This window comes from Streptomyces natalensis ATCC 27448 (genome assembly GCF_000935125.1).
GTDB classification, from domain to species: domain Bacteria; phylum Actinomycetota; class Actinomycetes; order Streptomycetales; family Streptomycetaceae; genus Streptomyces; species Streptomyces natalensis.
In genome coordinates this window covers 879,792-895,789 of record NZ_JRKI01000029.1, presented here as the reverse complement: position 1 = coordinate 895,789, position 15,998 = coordinate 879,792, and the positions used below count along the sequence as shown (strand labels likewise).

Annotated in this window: 10 protein-coding genes and 1 riboswitch; of the genes, 2 read left to right on the top strand and 8 right to left on the bottom strand. The window is 71.5% G+C overall.

Features of this window, described 5'->3' with window-relative positions; translation table 11 throughout:
- Positions 1–175: 175 nt before the first annotated feature.
- The gene (locus tag SNA_RS23440) at positions 176–640 is read right to left on the bottom strand and encodes a pyridoxamine 5'-phosphate oxidase family protein (RefSeq protein ID WP_030067378.1); all 465 of its coding nucleotides are present in this window, start codon (positions 638–640) and stop codon (positions 176–178) included.
- A gap of 231 nt (positions 641–871) precedes the next feature.
- Here SNA_RS23440 and SNA_RS23435 point away from each other — a divergent pair, with 231 nt between their 5' ends.
- Positions 872–1,516 (top strand): cysteine hydrolase family protein, encoded by a 645-nt coding sequence (locus SNA_RS23435; protein WP_030067377.1) that lies wholly within the window; start codon positions 872–874, stop codon positions 1,514–1,516.
- A 39-nt stretch (positions 1,517–1,555) separates the two neighbouring features.
- Here SNA_RS23435 and SNA_RS44225 read toward each other — a convergent pair whose 3' ends face one another.
- The 6 genes from SNA_RS44225 to aceA form a co-directional block, all read right to left on the bottom strand.
- The gene (locus SNA_RS44225; RefSeq protein WP_030067376.1) at positions 1,556–1,972 is read right to left on the bottom strand and encodes a Rieske (2Fe-2S) protein; all 417 of its coding nucleotides are present in this window, start codon (positions 1,970–1,972) and stop codon (positions 1,556–1,558) included.
- Between the two features lie 233 nt (positions 1,973–2,205).
- Complete coding sequence (locus SNA_RS23425; RefSeq protein ID WP_044366514.1) at positions 2,206–4,323, bottom strand: prolyl oligopeptidase family serine peptidase; 2,118 nt, start codon at positions 4,321–4,323, stop codon at positions 2,206–2,208.
- Between the two features lie 189 nt (positions 4,324–4,512).
- Complete coding sequence (gene metE, locus SNA_RS23420; RefSeq protein ID WP_030067371.1) at positions 4,513–6,837, bottom strand: 5-methyltetrahydropteroyltriglutamate--homocysteine S-methyltransferase; 2,325 nt, start codon at positions 6,835–6,837, stop codon at positions 4,513–4,515.
- Between the two features lie 162 nt (positions 6,838–6,999).
- A riboswitch (cobalamin riboswitch) is annotated at positions 7,000–7,219 on the bottom strand.
- Between the two features lie 243 nt (positions 7,220–7,462).
- Positions 7,463–8,332, bottom strand: a complete 870-nt coding sequence (locus SNA_RS23415; RefSeq protein WP_030067370.1) for a 3-hydroxybutyryl-CoA dehydrogenase — start codon at positions 8,330–8,332, stop codon at positions 7,463–7,465.
- Positions 8,329–9,921 carry a malate synthase A gene (aceB, locus tag SNA_RS23410; RefSeq protein ID WP_030067369.1) on the bottom strand — a complete coding sequence of 531 codons (1,593 nt, stop codon included), beginning with the start codon at positions 9,919–9,921 and terminating at the stop codon, positions 8,329–8,331. The genes SNA_RS23415 and aceB overlap by 4 nt, the downstream gene beginning before the upstream one ends.
- 99 nt (positions 9,922–10,020) lie before the next feature.
- A complete protein-coding gene (gene aceA, locus SNA_RS23405; protein WP_030067368.1) occupies positions 10,021–11,304 on the bottom strand; it encodes an isocitrate lyase in 1,284 nt (427 codons plus the stop codon).
- Positions 11,305–11,725: 421 nt separating this feature from the next.
- Here aceA and SNA_RS23400 point away from each other — a divergent pair, with 421 nt between their 5' ends.
- Positions 11,726–13,132, top strand: coding sequence for a short-chain fatty acyl-CoA regulator family protein (locus tag SNA_RS23400; RefSeq protein WP_030067367.1), 1,407 nt, complete (start codon positions 11,726–11,728; stop codon positions 13,130–13,132).
- A gap of 202 nt (positions 13,133–13,334) precedes the next feature.
- Here SNA_RS23400 and SNA_RS23395 read toward each other — a convergent pair whose 3' ends face one another.
- Entirely contained in the window at positions 13,335–15,347 is a 2,013-nt protein-coding gene (locus tag SNA_RS23395) for an ABC transporter ATP-binding protein (RefSeq protein ID WP_030067366.1), read from the bottom strand.
- Positions 15,348–15,998: the final 651 nt, after the last annotated feature.

The following is a 15,998-nucleotide window of genomic DNA, read 5'->3' as shown; positions in this document are numbered from 1 at the left end:
CCTGGTCGGCGCCCGGCCATGACGGCCGGGTCACCCCGCTCCCGCGCCTGCGACGGCGCCGGACGGGCTGACCACACCACTCTCGCAGAGACCACTGACAATGCGGTCCGTGACCGCGCGATCTCGCCCTGCTGCCCCCTTCGCGAGCGCCCGGCCCGGCCGCCGCCGGCGCGATTCAGCCCGCCATCTTGCGGAAATCCCAGGAGACGACGGACCTCGGCGTCAGCCGCAGCCACGCATGCCGGCCGTCGTGCGGCATGGCCTCCATCCCGAAGTACTTGGCCGCGAACAGCCGCTCCGGACCGTCCAGTTCGGGACACCGCTCACCCGTACGGGGCGCCTCCCCGACGCGCACCGCCTCGCCCGTCAGCTCGACCCCGCGCAGCTCCCCGTACGCGTCCCCGTCGTCGACGACCACCGCGATCCGCGGGTCCTTGCGCAGCTGCGCCCACCGCTTGCTGCGGGTGATCGAGTACAGCCACAGCGCCGTACCGTCCCAGGCGAACCACAGCGCCCCGACGTGCGGCGCCCCGTCACCGCCGACCGTCGCGACGCGGCAGGTCCGCTGCGCCGCCAGGAACGCGTCCAGCTCGTCCGGCGCCATCATGATCCGGCGCCCGCGCCGCTGAGTGTCCGCCATGGGTGATCCCCTCCGTTGCCGTTGGGTGTGTGGTGCCGCGAGAAGCCTTGACGATGAAGCCCTGATGACGAAGTGGTGATGACGAAGTGCTGCCGACGACTGCTGATGACGAAGTGCTGATGACCAAGTGCGGACAGCAGGGTGCTGACGATGCGTCAGAAATCATGGGGCCTCTTCCTCGCGGACGCAATGGCGGCTACCCTCGCGCTCCGCCACACGAGAGGGCCCTTCATGCCGCCGTACGCGCAACTCGCCGGGCAACTGGACCCGGCCACCACCGTGCTGCTCACCGTCGAGTGCCAGCGTGGTGTGGTCGGCACGGACAGCGCGCTGCCCGAACTTGCCGACGTGGCCCGTGGATCGGGGGCGCTGGCGAATATCGCCCGCCTGGTGGCGGCCGCTCATGAGGCCGGGGTCCAGGTCATGCACGCGATCGCCGAACGCCGCCCCGACGGACGCGGCGCCAACCGCAACGCCCGCCTCTTCCGGGCGGCCGAGCGGCTGCCCGTCCAGCAGATCACCGGCTCCACCGCGGTACGCGTCGCCGACCCGATCCCCGTCTCCGATGACGACCTGGTGGTCCGCAGGCTGCACGGCCTGTCCCCGATGGCCGGCACCGATGTCGACGCCCTGCTGCGCAACGTCGGGTGCCGGACCCTGGTGGTCACCGGGGTGTCGGCGAACGTAGCGATCCCCAACACCGTCTTCGACGCGGTCAACCGCGGCTATACGGTCGTCGTCCCCGCGGACGCCATCGCAGGGGTACCCGCCGAATACACCCCTGCGATGGTCCGTAACACGCTCGCCCTGGTGGCCACCATCGCCACCACCGACGACCTCCTGGGCTGCTGGAAACGGCCGCGCCGCGCCCGCTGAGCCGGGCGGGGCGCGGCGCCACCTCCGGTTGACGTCCGGTCAGCGAAGGGTGACCGACCCGTCTTTGACGGTCACCTGGGCCGGCGGCAGCGCCTTGGTGGCGGGGCCCTTCTTCACGCTGCCGTCCTTGATGTCGTACTTGCTGCCGTGGCACAGGCAGTTGATGGTGCCGTCGGAGATCTCGCCGACGAGACAGCCGGCGTGCTGGCAGACCGCGGAGAACGCCTTGAACTGACCGCCCTCCGGCTGGGTCACGACCACCTTCTCGGCCTTGAAGATCTTGCCGCCGCCCTTGGGGATCTCGGAGGTCTTCCCCAGGACGGCCCCGGCCTCGGACGAGCCCCCGCCGCACGCCGCCAGGGCCGCGGTCATCCCGACCGCGCCGGCCGCCACGACGACGGCCCGCCGCGTGGTCCCGGCCGCGGGCCCCGGGGCCGTCGGTTCCGCTGCCGCCACCGGTGCGGCCGGTTCTGCCGGGGACCGTTCCCTCAGGGCATCTTCCGGAGCCGTCCGCCCCGGGCCGCTGCGCCGCGCAGCCGTCCGCTGTGCTGCCCGCTCCGTCGCTTCCCGTCGAGCCATGGTGTGCCTCCGGTTCCTGGTGCGTTCGGTATGGGGATCCCCATGCCGTCGGGGGGTTCCTCATGCCATACGGAGGCGCCGCCTCTCCCGTTCACCCCTTCCCCTCCCGTTCACCCGCCGGCCGTCCCCAGGGCATCCAGCAGGAAGTCCCGCTGGAACCTGAGCAGGTTCTCGTTGACCGTGTCATCGGCCGGGGAGTGGGTCGCCCCGGGCAGCGGCAGTACGGTGTGCGGCCGCCCCGCCGCGAGCAGCTCCGCCGAGAACCGCAGGGTGTGCGCGGCCGCCACGTTGTCGTCGGCGAGCCCGTGGACAAGCAGCAGCGGGCGGCGCAGCCGGTGGCCGTGGCCGGCCAGAGAAGAGCGCGCGTAGTGCTCCGGGTGCGCGTCAGGGTGGCCCAGGAACCGTTCCTTCCAGTGGGTGTCGTACAGCCGCTGGTCGGTGGGCGGGGCGCCGGCCACCGCCGCGTGGAAGACATCGGGCCGGTGCAGTACGGCGGCGGCCGCCAGGAAGCCGCCGAACGACCAGCCGCGGATCGCCACCCGCCCCAGATCCAGGGCGGCGCACCGTTCCCCGGTGGCGCGCAGCGCGTCCACCTGGTCCTGGAGGACGGGCCCGAGCTGGTCACCGTGCACGGCCTTCTCCCAGGCGGGCCCCCGCCCCGGTGTGCCGCGCCCGTCCACCACCAGGACCGCGAACCCCTGTTCCGCGAACCACTGGGACACGCACGCCGGCCAGCCGCGGTCCCGTCCCACGAGCTGCATCCCCGGCCCGCCGTACGGATCGAGCAGCACCGGCAGCTTCCCGGTGCCCTCCCGGTGCCAGGACGGGAGGTACAGGGCGCCGCGCAGCTCCCGTTCGCCGAGCGTGAGAAGCCGCGGCCGCGGGGCGACCACCGGTTGCTCGGCGCGTGAGACGAGGCCCCCTACGGGCGCGTACGCACCGGCCCCGCCCCGGACGACCGTCACCTCGGCGCCCCGTGCCGTGACCCCGGCCAGCACGACCGTGCCGCCCCGCCCCGCGCCCCCGTAGCGGCCCGGCTGCCGGCTCAGCCGGTGTGCGCCGGGGCCGGGCTCGTAGCACCACACATGGGTCTCGGTGGGGTCCTCGCTCGCCGTGAACAGCACCCGCTCGCCCTCGGTGCCGAGGACCTCGCGCAGTTGCAGGCCGTCGCCCGTCACCCGGTGGCCGCCGACGGTCAGACAGCGGGTGTCGGGCGTGTCCTCGGGCAGCACGAGTGCCCCGGAGGCGGTCCGCGCGGGCGTGCCGGGCACCAGCTCGACCCAGGCGGGATCGGTCCGCTCGTGCAGCACCTCGGTGGCGCCGGTCGCCGGGTCGACCGCGAGGGTCCGTACGGTGCGCTGGTCACGGCTCTGTACGGCGAGGAACGGACCGTGCGCGTCCCAGCCCGCGGCGACGAGGTATTCATACGCCGCCCGGTCCCATGCCACCTCCACCCGCCGCCCGTCCAGCGCGACCAGCTGCACGGTGACCTCGGCATTGGCGGTGCCCGCCGCCGGATAACGGATGGCCCGCGGCGGCTTGGCGGGGTCGGCCGGGTCGCTGAGGTAACGGCGTTGCACGGGGGAGGTGTCGACCCGCGCCACCAGGAGGCGGCTGCTGTCCGGCGCCCACCAGTAGCCGCGCGACCGGCCGATGGATTCGGCGGCCGTGTACTCGGCCAGCCCGTAGGTGATCTCCGGCCCTTCGCTGCGGGCCAGTTGGCGGTCGGTGCCGTCGAGGCCGACCACGTGCAACGACCGGGCGCTCACGTAGGCGATGTACCGGCCGTCGGGGGACGGACGCGGATCGACCACCGGGCCGGCCGCCGCCACGGGGAACGGCGCGCCGCCGTCCGTACACACCGCCCACAGCGCCCCGGACAGCGCGAAGGCCACCAGACGGGCCGCTCCGTCGGCGGCATACGCCACCACCCCCACGGAACGCTCACGCGCCCGCTCCCGGCGCAGCCGCTCCTCCTCCGGCACCGTCTCCGCCCCGGCCCCCACCAGGACCGCCGGGTCCGCCAACAGCCGCTCCGCGCCGTCCCCGTACTGCCACAGCCTGCCTACGGGGTCCCGGCCCGACCCGGTACGCACGAAGAGCACCCGCCGGCCATCGGGGGAGACGGTGAACTGGCGGGGCACACCGAGCGAGAACCGGCGGGTACGCGCGAACTGCCGCGGGAATCCGGCCGGATCCGGAGCCGCGTGGTCCGAGGTGCCGTCCAAGGCGTCGTCCTTCCGTCGCACTGTCCTGGAGGAGCCAAAGGCTCCAAGGGTGTATAGGCACAAAAGAACGCGACGCGAAAGGGAGCGAGATCCTTTGACGGTGACGGTGACGGTGACGGTGACGGGACCGGTCCCCCCTCCCCAGGCGTCGTGCACCGCCAGGGGAGGGGGTAGCAGCAAGGGAGCGGGTCAGGACCCTTCGGCGGCCAGCTCGTTGCGGATCTCGCGGGCGGCCGTGACCAGGTTCTCCAGGGAGGCCCGGGTCTCGGGCCAGCCGCGGGTCTTCAGGCCGCAGTCGGGATTGACCCACAGCCGCTCGGCCGGGATGGCCTCAAGTCCCTTGCGCAGAAGGGCCGCCGCCTCCTCGGCGCCGGGGACCCGCGGGGAGTGGATGTCGTAGACGCCGGGTCCGGCTTCACGGGGGTAGCCGTGCCAGGCCAGTTCGCGGGCGACCTGCATATGGGAGCGGGCGGCCTCCAGGCTGATGACGTCGGCGTCGAGGTCGTCGATCGCCTGGACGATGTCACCGAATTCCGCGTAGCACATGTGGGTGTGGATCTGGGTCTCCGGCCGTACGCCGCCGGTGGTGAGGCGGAACGCCTCGGTCGCCCAGCCCAGGTAGGCGGCGTGGTCGGCGGCGCGCAGCGGCAGCGTCTCGCGCAGCGCGGGCTCGTCGACCTGGATGACCGAAGTCCCGGCCGCCTCCAGGTCGTCGACCTCGTCGCGCAGGGCGAGCGCCACCTGGCGGGCGGTGTCGCCCAGCGGCTGGTCGTCGCGGACGAAGGACCAGGCGAGCATGGTGACCGGGCCGGTGAGCATGCCCTTGACCGGCCGTTCGGTGAGCGACTGCGCGTAGGTGGTCCAGCGGACCGTCATCGGCTCGGGGCGCGAGATGTCCCCGGCGAGCACCGGCGGGCGGACGTAACGGGTGCCGTAGGACTGTACCCAGCCGTGCTGGGTGGCGAGGTAGCCGGTGAGCTGTTCGGCGAAGTACTGGACCATGTCGTTGCGTTCGGGCTCGCCGTGCACCAGCACATCGATCCCGGCCTTCTCCTGGAAGGCGAGGACCTCGCGGATCTCGTCCTTGATCCGGTCCTCGTAACCGGCCGTGTCGATCCGTCCGGCGCGCAGATCGGCCCGTGCGGCCCGCAGCTCGGTGGTCTGCGGGAACGAACCGATCGTCGTGGTGGGCAGCAGCGGCAGCCCGAGGTGCGCGCGCTGGGCGGCGGTCCGTTCGGCATACGGCTGCGAGCGGCGCCCGTCGGCTTCGGTGACGGCCGCGGTGCGGGCCCGCACCGCGGGGTCGTGGGTCAGTGCCGACCCGGCCCGGGAGCCGAGGTCGGCGCGGTTCGCGGCGAGTTCACCGGCGATGGCTTCGGTGCCCCGTGCCAGGCCGCGCGCCAGGACCGCGATCTCCTGCGTCTTCTGGCGGGCGAAGGCGAGCCATCGGGCGATCTGCGGGTCGATATCGCTTTCGGCGGTGGCGTCCAGCGGGACGTGCAGCAGGGAGCAGGAGGCCGAGACGTCGACGCGGTCGGCGAGACCGAGGAGGGTGCCCAGAGTGGACAGCGACTTCGCGTAGCCGTTGATCCAGATGTTGCGGCCGTTGACGACGCCCGCGACCAGGCGCTTTCCGGGCAGTCCGCCGGCCGCGGCGAGGTCCTGGAGGTTGGCGGCGCCCGACTCGGTGAAGTCGATGGCCAGACCCTCCACCGGCGCCTTGGCCAGGACGGGCAGCGCTTCGCCGAGACGGCCGAAGTAGGTGGCCACCAGGAGCTTCGGCCGGTCGGCGGCACCGCCGAGTTCGCGGTAGGCGCGGGAGGAGGCATTCAGCTCGGCCGGTGTGCGGTCCTGGACCAGCGCGGGCTCGTCGAGCTGCACCCACTCGGCGCCCGCTGCCCGCAGATCGGCGAGGACCTCGGCGTACACCGGAAGGAGCCGGTCCAGCAGGGTCAGCGGCTCGAAGTCCGCGGCCACCCCCGGAGCGGGCTTGGCCAGCAGCAGATAGGTGACCGGCCCGACCAGGACCGGGCGGGCGGCGTGCCCGAGGGCGAGGGCCTCCGTCAGCTCCGCGACCTGCTTGGTGGAGTCGGCGGTGAAGACGGTGTCCGGGCCGAGTTCGGGAACCAGGTAGTGGTAGTTGGTGTCGAACCACTTGGTCATCTCCAGCGGGGCGACCTCCTGGTTGCCCCGCGCCATCGCGAAGTAGCCGTCCAGGGCGTCGGTGCGGACCGCGGCGCGGTGCCGTTCGGGGACGGCGCCGACCATGACGCTGGTGTCCAGGACGTGGTCGTAGTACGAGAAATCACCGGACGGCACTTCGTGGATGCCGGCGTCGGCCAGCTGCTGCCAGTGTGACCGGCGAAGGTCCCGTGCGGTCTGCCGGAGGGCGTCGGCGCCGACGCGGCCCTTCCAGTACCCCTCGACGGCCTTCTTCAGTTCACGGTGCTGTCCCTGGCGGGGGTAGCCGTACACGGTGGCCCGTGCTGCCGCGGCTGCGGACTTCGCTGTCACGGAACTCTCCTTCGCGAAGATGTCTCGTCGGTATCCCGGAGACGGGACGAGAGCGCGAAGGAACGAACGACCGGGCGGACCACGACGCGATGTCCGCGCGGGTGCCGCTCGATATGTACGCCGACCCGCCCACGAGGTCACCGGGATGGCCGCACACGATCGGTCGCGTGCGGGCAACGGGCAGGTCTTCGGACTCGCGGGCCCGTCTCGTACGCGTACGAGACACCTACTGGCCGTCGCTTCCCAGACCCGTCCGGGCCCAGTGCGTAAGACGGCGGTCGTTCCCACTCACCGCTGCGGGGCAGTCCCGGATTCCCACCGGGTTCCCTCTTACGACGCTCCTGCCTGGCGGACAGGGCGAACCAGCTGCACCCGTCACCCTAGAGGGACAATCCGCGGGCCGCACAGCCTTGATCGCATCGCGGACGGTGACATGAGACACGCCCGCGGGATGCACGACCGCCGGGACCGCGGGATGCAGGACAGCCGGAAACCGGACGATGCAGGACCGCCGGAACCGGAGGCTGCACGACGGCCGGACGAGGTGCGGGGCGGCCGTTCCTGTCGCCCCGCACCTCGTCCCACAGCGGCCGGGGCCCCTCAACCCCGGCCTGACCCGGGCCCCTCAGCCCCGGTCGTAGGTGTGGAACCCACGGCCCGTCTTGCGGCCGAGCAGCCCCGCCTCGACCATCCGCAGCAGCAGGGGAGGGGGCGCGTACAGGGGTTCCTTGAACTCGTCGTAGAGCGATGCGGCGATGGAGGCGACCGTGTCGAGGCCGATCAGGTCGGCGAGCTTGAGCGGGCCCATCGGGTGCGCGCAGCCCAGCTCCATCCCGGCGTCCACGTCGGCCGCGGAGGCGAAGCCGGATTCGGCCATGCGGACCGCCGACAGGAGGTAGGGAATGAGCAGCGCGTTGACGACGAAGCCGGCGCGGTCCTGGGAGCGGACCACGGTCTTGCCCAGCGCCGTGGTGACGAACTCCTCGGCTGTCGTGGTGACATGCGGTGCGGTGTGCAGCGACGTGACGACCTCGACGAGCGGCAGCACCGGGACCGGATTGAAGAAGTGCAGCCCCAGGACGTGGTCGGCGCGCCGGGTGGCCATGCCCAGGCGCATGACGGGAATGGCCGACGTGTTGGTGGCCAGGATCGCTTCCGGGTCCTCGACGATCTTGTCCAGTGCGGTGAAGACCTCCGTCTTCGCCTCGGCGTTCTCGACGACGGCCTCGACGACCAGCTGCCGGTCGGCGAGGTCGCCGAGGCTGCCGGTGAAGACCATCCGGGTGAGCGCGTCCTCCGCCGGGATCCGGTCCAGCTTCCCCCGCTGGACGGCGCGTTCCAGGGAGACGGCCACCCGTTCGCGGGCGGCACGGGCGGCGACCGCGTCCGCCTCGCACACGACGGTGTCGAGCCCGGCGCGGGCGCACACCTCGGCGATGCCGGCCCCCATCTGGCCGCCGCCCACCACGCCGACCCGGCGGATCTGCCGGCTCATGAGCGTGCCTCCGGGTGCCGGACGAGGTGCCGGGAATAGGCATCGGGGGTGAAGAACGGCGGCAACTCCGTTGCCATGGCCGTCCGTTCGAAGAGCGCGCGGACCTCTTCGACCCGGGCCCAGGGGTACTCGGCCCCCAGCGCGGCGGTCTCCTCGTCGAGCAGCCGCCGCACGGTTTCCCGGTCGACGGCGCGGTGCCGCAGCCACTGCCAGATCTGCACCCGGGCGATCTCGGCGGTGGCCGCGTCCTCCATCAGGCCGTACAGGGCGACCGCCCCGCTGCCCCGCAGCCAGGCGTCGAAGTAGCGCAGGGCGACGGCGATGTCGGTGCGCACGCCCTCCCGTGTGGGCGGGCCGCTGGTACGGCGCACGGACAGCAGGTCCGCCGCGGTCACCTCGACATCGTCACGGGTCCGCTCGATCTGGTGCGGCCGGTCACCGAGGACGTCGTCGAAGACCGCGCGGCAGACGGGCACGAGGCCGGGGTGTGCGACCCAGGAGCCGTCGAAGCCGTCCTCCGTCTCGCGCTCCTTGTCCAGCCGGACGGTGGCCAGAGCGGCCTCGTTGGCCTCCGCGTCCCTGCTGGGCACCTGGGCGGCCATGCCCCCGATCGCGTGGGCGCCCCGCTTGTGGCAGGTACGCACCAGCAGTTCGGTGTACGCCCGCATGAACGGAGCCGTCATCGTGACCTTCGCCCGGTCCGGCAGCAGGAAGTCGGTGCGGTGCCCGAACGTCTTGATCAGGCTGAACAGGTAGTCCCAACGGCCCGCGTTGAGCCCGGAACTGTGCTCGCGCAGCTCGTAGAGGATCTCCTCCATCTGTACGGCCGCGGTGATCGTCTCGATGAGGACGGTGGCACGGACGGTGCCGCGGGGGATGCCGAGGAGTTCCTGGGCGAGGACGAAGACGTCGTTCCACAGCCGTGCCTCATACCGGTTCTCCAGCTTGGGCAGGGAGAAGTACGGGCCGCTTCCGGCGTCGATCCGGCGCTGCGCGCAGTGGAAGAAGTACAGGCCGAAATCGACGAGCGAGGCGGGCACGGGCCGGCCGTCGAACTCCAGGTGCTCTTCGAGGAGATGCCAGCCGCGGGGGCGGACGACAAGGGTGGCGACCTGGTCGCCCAGGCGGTACGCCTTCCCCTCCGGGGTGGTGAAGTCGATACGGCGCTCGATGGCGTCGAGCAGGGTGAGCTGGCCGTCGACGATGTTGTCCCAGGTGGGGGCCGTGGCGTCCGCGAAGTCGGCCATCCAGACCCTCGCCCCCGAGTTGAGGGCGTTGACGGCCGTACGGCGTTCCGGAGGGCCGGTGATCTCCACCCGGCGGTCGGTCAGTCCGGGCGCCGGCGGGGCGACGCGCCAGGACGGGTCCGCGCGGACGGCGGTCGTGGCGAGGGGGAAGTCGAGCGGGGATCCGGAGGCGAGCCGCGCCGCCTGCCGCGTGCGCTCCTTCAAGAGCTCCTGGCGGCGCTCCGCGAAGGCGGCGGCGAGGTGGCCGACGAAGTCCAGGGCCTCCGGCGTGAGGATCTCCTCATGGCGGTGCCCTGGTGCCGCGAGGACCTGGACGCGGTGCGTCAGTGCGCTGATGGACATGCGGGTCTCCTGACGAGGGGAGGAGCGGGGGCCGGACGGAGACGGTCGTCCGGCCCCGCTCGATCACGGGCCGACGCGATACGCGGGCGCCGAAGCGTCCTAGTGGAACTGCTCTTCCTCGGTGGAGCCGGCCAGCGCGGTGGTCGAGGAGGCCGGGTTGAGGGCGGTGGAGACCTGGTCGAAGTAGCCGGTGCCGACCTCGCGCTGGTGCCTGACGGCGGTGAAGCCGTGCTGCTGGGCGGCGAACTCCTTCTCCTGGAGGTCGACATAGGCGGTCATACCGGACTCGGCGTAGCCGCGGGCGAGGTCGAACATGCCGTGGTTGAGGGAGTGGAAACCGGCCAGGGTGATGAACTGGAAGCGGTAGCCCATCGCGGCCAGCTCCCGCTGGAACTTGGCGATCTGGTCGTCGTCCAGCGCCGCCTTCCAGTTGAAGGACGGCGAGCAGTTGTAGGCCAGCATCTGGTCCGGGTACTGCGCGTGGATGGCCTCGGCGAACTCCCGGGCCTGTGCCAGGTCCGGCGTACCCGTCTCGACCCAGATCAGGTCGGCGTACGGGGCATAGGCCAGACCACGGGCGATCACCGGAGCCATGCCGTTCTGCACCCGGTAGAAGCCCTCGGCGGTCCGCTCGCCCGTGACGAACTCGGCGTCGCGCTCGTCGATGTCGCTGGTCAGCAGGTTCGCCGCGAGCGCGTCGGTACGGGCCACGATCACCGTCGGCACATCGGCGATGTCGGCGGCGAGGCGGGCGGCGTTGAGCGTGCGGATGTGCTGCCCGGTGGGGACGAGGACCTTGCCGCCGAGGTGGCCGCACTTCTTCTCCGAGGCGAGCTGGTCCTCGTAGTGGATGCCGGCCGCACCGGCCGCGATCATCGCCTTGGTCAGCTCGAAGGCGTTGAGCGGACCGCCGAACCCGGCCTCGGCATCGGCGACGATCGGCGCCAGCCAGTCCGTCGTGTCCGTGCCGCCCTCCGCGGTGGCGATCTGGTCGGCGCGCAGCAGCGCGTTGTTGATCCGGCGCACCACCTGGGGAACGGAGTTGGCGGGGTACAGGCTCTGGTCGGGGTAGGTGTGGCCGGCCTGGTTGGCGTCGGCGGCCACCTGCCATCCGGACAGGTAGACGGCCTGGAGACCGGCCCTGACCTGCTGGACCGCCTGACCACCCGTCAGCGCACCGAGCGCATGGACGTAGTCCTGCTCGTGCAGTTGCCGCCACAGCCGCTCGGCGCCGCGCCGGGCCAGGGTGTGCTCCTCACGCACACTGCCCGACAGCCGGACCACCTCCTCGGCGCTGTAGGTGCGCTCGATCCCCTGCCAGCGGGGATCGGTGGCCCACCGCTGCGCAAGCTGGTCGGCCGCAGTCGTCTTCGCCTCTGCCATGACCTTCACCGTCTCCAAGAGTCGCGTGATCTGCCAATGTCTCCTCGGCCGTGCACCGGCTCCGAAGATAAATGGCACTGTGTGTCGTCACTGGGATGCGGCCCGCCGTCCCATCGAGGGCGGAGCTGAGCAATGCGGTCTGGCAGCCGAGCCGAAAATGCCGGGCTCTCCGACGTCAGGGCGGTGAATCGCGCCCGGTGATCCGCCTCGGCCGCCAGGGTCCGGCGGGCCGCACGGGAACTCTGACATCGGCACCGAGTGCCATCAATCGTGGACTCATGCCAAGTTCTGCGAATCTTCTCCGCTCCAACTGCCAAGATTGCGAAGGGTCGCAGAGAAGGAATGCCGCGTACGCTGGACCCCGCGTCGACGGCTGCGCCCACGGCCGGACCGACAGGTGACCCGACGGGGAAGGAGCGCGGTGAGCAAAACGTATGCGGGAGCGCGGCTGCGGCGTCTGCGCGAGGAACGGCGGATGAGCCAGGCCGAGTTGGCCCGGGTGCTGGGCATCTCGCCCAGCTACCTCAATCAGATGGAGCACGACTCCCGCCCGCTCACCGTGCCCGTGCTGCTCAGGCTCACCGAAGCCTTCGGTGTCGACCCCGGCTTCTTCTCGGAACGCGACACCGGCCGACTCGTGGCCGACCTGCGCGAGGCGCTGGCGGGCGAGGTCGCCGAGGCCCGCGTCTCACCGTCGGATCTCGCGGAACTCGCCTCCCGGATGCCGGCCGTCGCCAGGGTGCTGCTCGATCTGGGCCGACGCGGCCAGGTCCTCGCCGAACGGATCGCCGGGACGGCCGACGACCGGGACGGCGAACCCGTCGCTCCCCGCTCACCGCACGAGGAGATCCGGGAGTTCTTCTACCGCCGCCAGAACTACCTGCACGACGCCGATCTCGCAGCCGAGGACCTGGCTCACCGCATCGGCATCCGACCGGGCGACGTCGTCAGCGTCCTCTCCGGCAGACTCGCCGAGACACACGGCGTCCGCGTCACGACCAAGGCCGCCCAACGCCTCCACCACTACGACGAGACGTCGCGCACCCTGCACCTCTCCAGCCGGCTCCGGCCGGGCCAGCAGGCGTTCCGCATGGCCACGCAGCTCGCCCTGTTCGAGTACGGCGACGAACTGGACCGGCTGGCCGCCGAGGACTTCCCCACCGGGTCGGACACGCACGCCCTCACACGCATCGGCATCGCCAACTACTACGCGGCCGCGCTGATCCTGCCGTACCGCGCCTTCCACACGGCCGCCGAGAACGTCCGGTACGACATCGAGCTCCTCACCGACCACTTCGGACTCGGCTACGAAACCGTCTGCCACCGCCTCAGCACCCTCCAGCGCCCCAGACTGCGCGGCGTCCCGTTCTCCTTCGTACGCGTGGACCGCGCCGGCAACATGTCCAAACGCCAGTCCGCCACCGGCTTCCACTTCTCCCGGGCCGGCGGCACCTGCCCCCTGTGGAACGTCTACGAGGCGTTCGCCGCCCCCAGCCGTATCCATGTCCAGATCGCGGCGATGCCCGACGGGCAGCGCTATCTGTGGACCGCCCGCGCGGTCACCCGTCACCGGGGCGGCTGGGGCGAACCCGGAAAGACCTTCGCCATCGGCCTCGGCTGCGAGATCCGGCACGCCTCCCGGCTCGTCTATTCCGACGGCCTCGACCTCGACAACGCCTCCGCCGCCACCCCCATCGGCATGGGCTGCCGCATCTGCGAACGCCTCGACTGCCCCCAGCGCGCCGTGCCGCCGCTGGGCCGCCCGCTCGCCATCGACGAGAACAGCAGCACCTTCGTCCCCTATCCGGTCTCCGACCGCGTTCAGTGATCTTTCTCCGAGGCGGAGGGGAACATCGGCCACCCTGCCCCGGGGGGGCGGCCACCGGTCGATGGTCTGAGGTCGGCCTTCGTGTCTGAGCCTTCCTCATATCTGACTACTACAGCTGGCGCCTACGATGACGTGGCCGTCCTTTACGCCGACGAGGCCATCTGCTGATGCGCGCGGCGTAGCGCTGCGGCCGCGGTCCCGTTCACCGGTGGGCCCCCTCCGCATCGCTTTCGGGCGTGGGCTGATAGCCGGACGCCTGAAGACGGAACATCGCGGCGTATTCGCCGCCTTGGGCCATGAGTTCGCGGTGGGAGCCGGACTCGGCGATGCGGCCGCCGTCGAAGACGTAGATCCGGTCACATTCGACGACGCTGGCCAGCCGGTGCGAGATCAGCACGGTGATCTGGTCCTTGCGGAGCTTGCCTCGCAGGACCGCCTCGTAGATGCCGTGTTCGGAGGGCGGGTCCATGCTCGCGGTGGGCTCGTCCAGCAGCAGCACCGGCGCGTTCTTGTACAGGCCGCGGGCGACCGCGATCTTCGCCCACTGGCCGGCCGACAGCTGCTGGCCGCCGCGGAACCTCTTGGACAGCAGCGTCTCCCACTGGCGCGGCAGGCCGGCGATGACCTCCTCGGCGCAGGAGGCCCGCGCGGCGTCCAGGGCCCGCTGCGGGTCCGCGTCGGTGAGGGTGCCCGTGGAGACCGTGAGGTTCGACAGGGCACTGAACGGGAAGCGGAGCGGGTCCTGTAGCACGCAGGCGACCCGTTGGTGCAGGGACTGGGCGTCCATGTCCAGCACGTTCACCCCGTCCCAGCACACGCTTCCCTGCTGCGCGTCGTACAGGCCGGCGAGGACTTTGGCGCAGGTGGACTTGCCCGAGCCGTTGAGTCCGACGAACGCCACCGTCTCGCCTGCGGTGAGCGTGAGGGAAACGCCGTCCAGGGCCGGGGTGTCCTTGCCCGGGTAGGTGAAGGACACGTCGTGCAGCGCGATCGTCTGCACGGTGGCGGGGGCGGTCATCTCGCTGGTGCGGGGCTGGAGTTGGCGGCAGCGCTGCTGGAAGGCGAGGAGGTCGTCGACCCACATCGCGTGTTCGTAGACGAGGTGCGCGACGTCAACGAGGCGTTTCAGCGCGGTCTGGCTGGTCTGGACGGCGAGGGCCGCGCCCGCGCCGGCCGCCAGGGGAAGCCACCCCGCGATCAGCATGGCACCCAGGGCGGTGTACGTGATGCCGATACCGATGCCCCCGACGGCCCGCCCGGCCAGAGCGACCGCGGCGGACTGCATGCCCAGCCGCGTGTCCTCGTCGGCGATCCTGGTGATCAGCCTGCGGTGTTCGTCCAGGAGGGCGGGCTGGGCGGTGTCCGAGCGGAGCTCGGCGGCGGCGTCCGGCTCCAGCAGCAGCCACGAGAACACCCGGACCCGACGCTGAAGGGCGTTCCACCGCCGGTAGGAATGGAAGCGAGCCCGAGCGCTGCGGGCAGCGGCGGCTCCGACCGGGATGACGGACAACAGCAGCAGCGGCAGCAGCGCCGGGTGGAGGACGCTGAGCACACTGGCGGTGCCGATCAGCCCGAGCGTGGCCGAGGCCAGGTCGACGACCTGGCCGACGATCTGCCGGGCGTAGAACAACCCCCTGTCGTTGGCCCGGTATGCCTCGTCGTGCCAGTCGGGATCGTCGACGACCGTCAGCCGCACATGCGCCGTCAACGCCAAAAGCTCACACTCCAGCGCGGTGCGGATCCGGGGTGTGACCCGGGCCTGGGCGGCCGCGACTCCCGCCTCGAGCAGGGCACGGGCGGCAAGGAACGCGACCACGGTCAGGATCTGGGGCACGGCCGTGCGGACCCGGTCGGGGGTGGGGCCCTGGGCGAACAGTTCGCGCAGGACCGCGACGGACGCCATCAGCCCGAAGGCGGTCGTCGCCGCCGAGGCGAGCTGGAGGACGATCACGGCGATGGTGGCGGCGCGGTCGGCCCGCCAGGCCAGCCGGCCGATCTGCCGCATGATCTGCGGCAGCCGCGCCAGGACCTGACGCACCGTTGCCTTCGCGGCGGCTCCGTCGTAGAGGGACCAGTACGCCTCCTCCAGCTCCTCCGTCAGGTCGCCGTCCTGCGGGCCGGCGGGCACGGCGGCCGGGGGCAGGGGCAGCGGGGCGGACCGCGGTGCCGGTACGGCACCGCCGCCGCTGCTGCCGGCCTCGGTGGACTCGCTCATGCCGCCCACCTCGTATCCATGCGTGATGAGTGGCCGGTACCGCGAGCGGCAGCGTCAACAATGCGCCCTGAGGAGCCGGTGGACACATGGCGGTCCGGCTGCCGATGTTCGAAAACGGCAAGGGCGATCACGGGGAGGGGTAAGGGATGCATGGTTCCTCCAGGAGCGGCACCGATGAGTACAGGTGCTCTAGGAACGGCCCCGAACAGGTCCCCGTAACGGGTACTTCAGGGGCAAATACTGGACATACGTTCGGATTGCTGATTCGGGTCGTGCGGCCGTTGACCTGTGCGCGCCTGCGGGTACTCGAACGGTTCGGGTCACCCCTTCGAGGTATTGCGGCAGCTTGACTCCGCGCACGTCATGCCCGAGGCCGGAGGGAGCGGGAGTCGGGCCGCCGGGAGCCGGAAAAACCTTGGATGTCGCACCCGAGACGGCCGGTAGCCTGGCGAAATGCTGACGAAGTCACAGCGACCCGCTATGCCACGCCCTTGCGTGAGGGCGGATCGCTCCCGGGGATCGTCGAGGCCGACGATCTCGGTACGTACGTCATGAAGTCGTCTACCCAGCCGCCCCGACCTGGGGAGATGCGAGTATGCGGGACTCTGGCCTGAGCCCTTTTCCACCTCAGGTTGAGGCATGGTGAAGGGC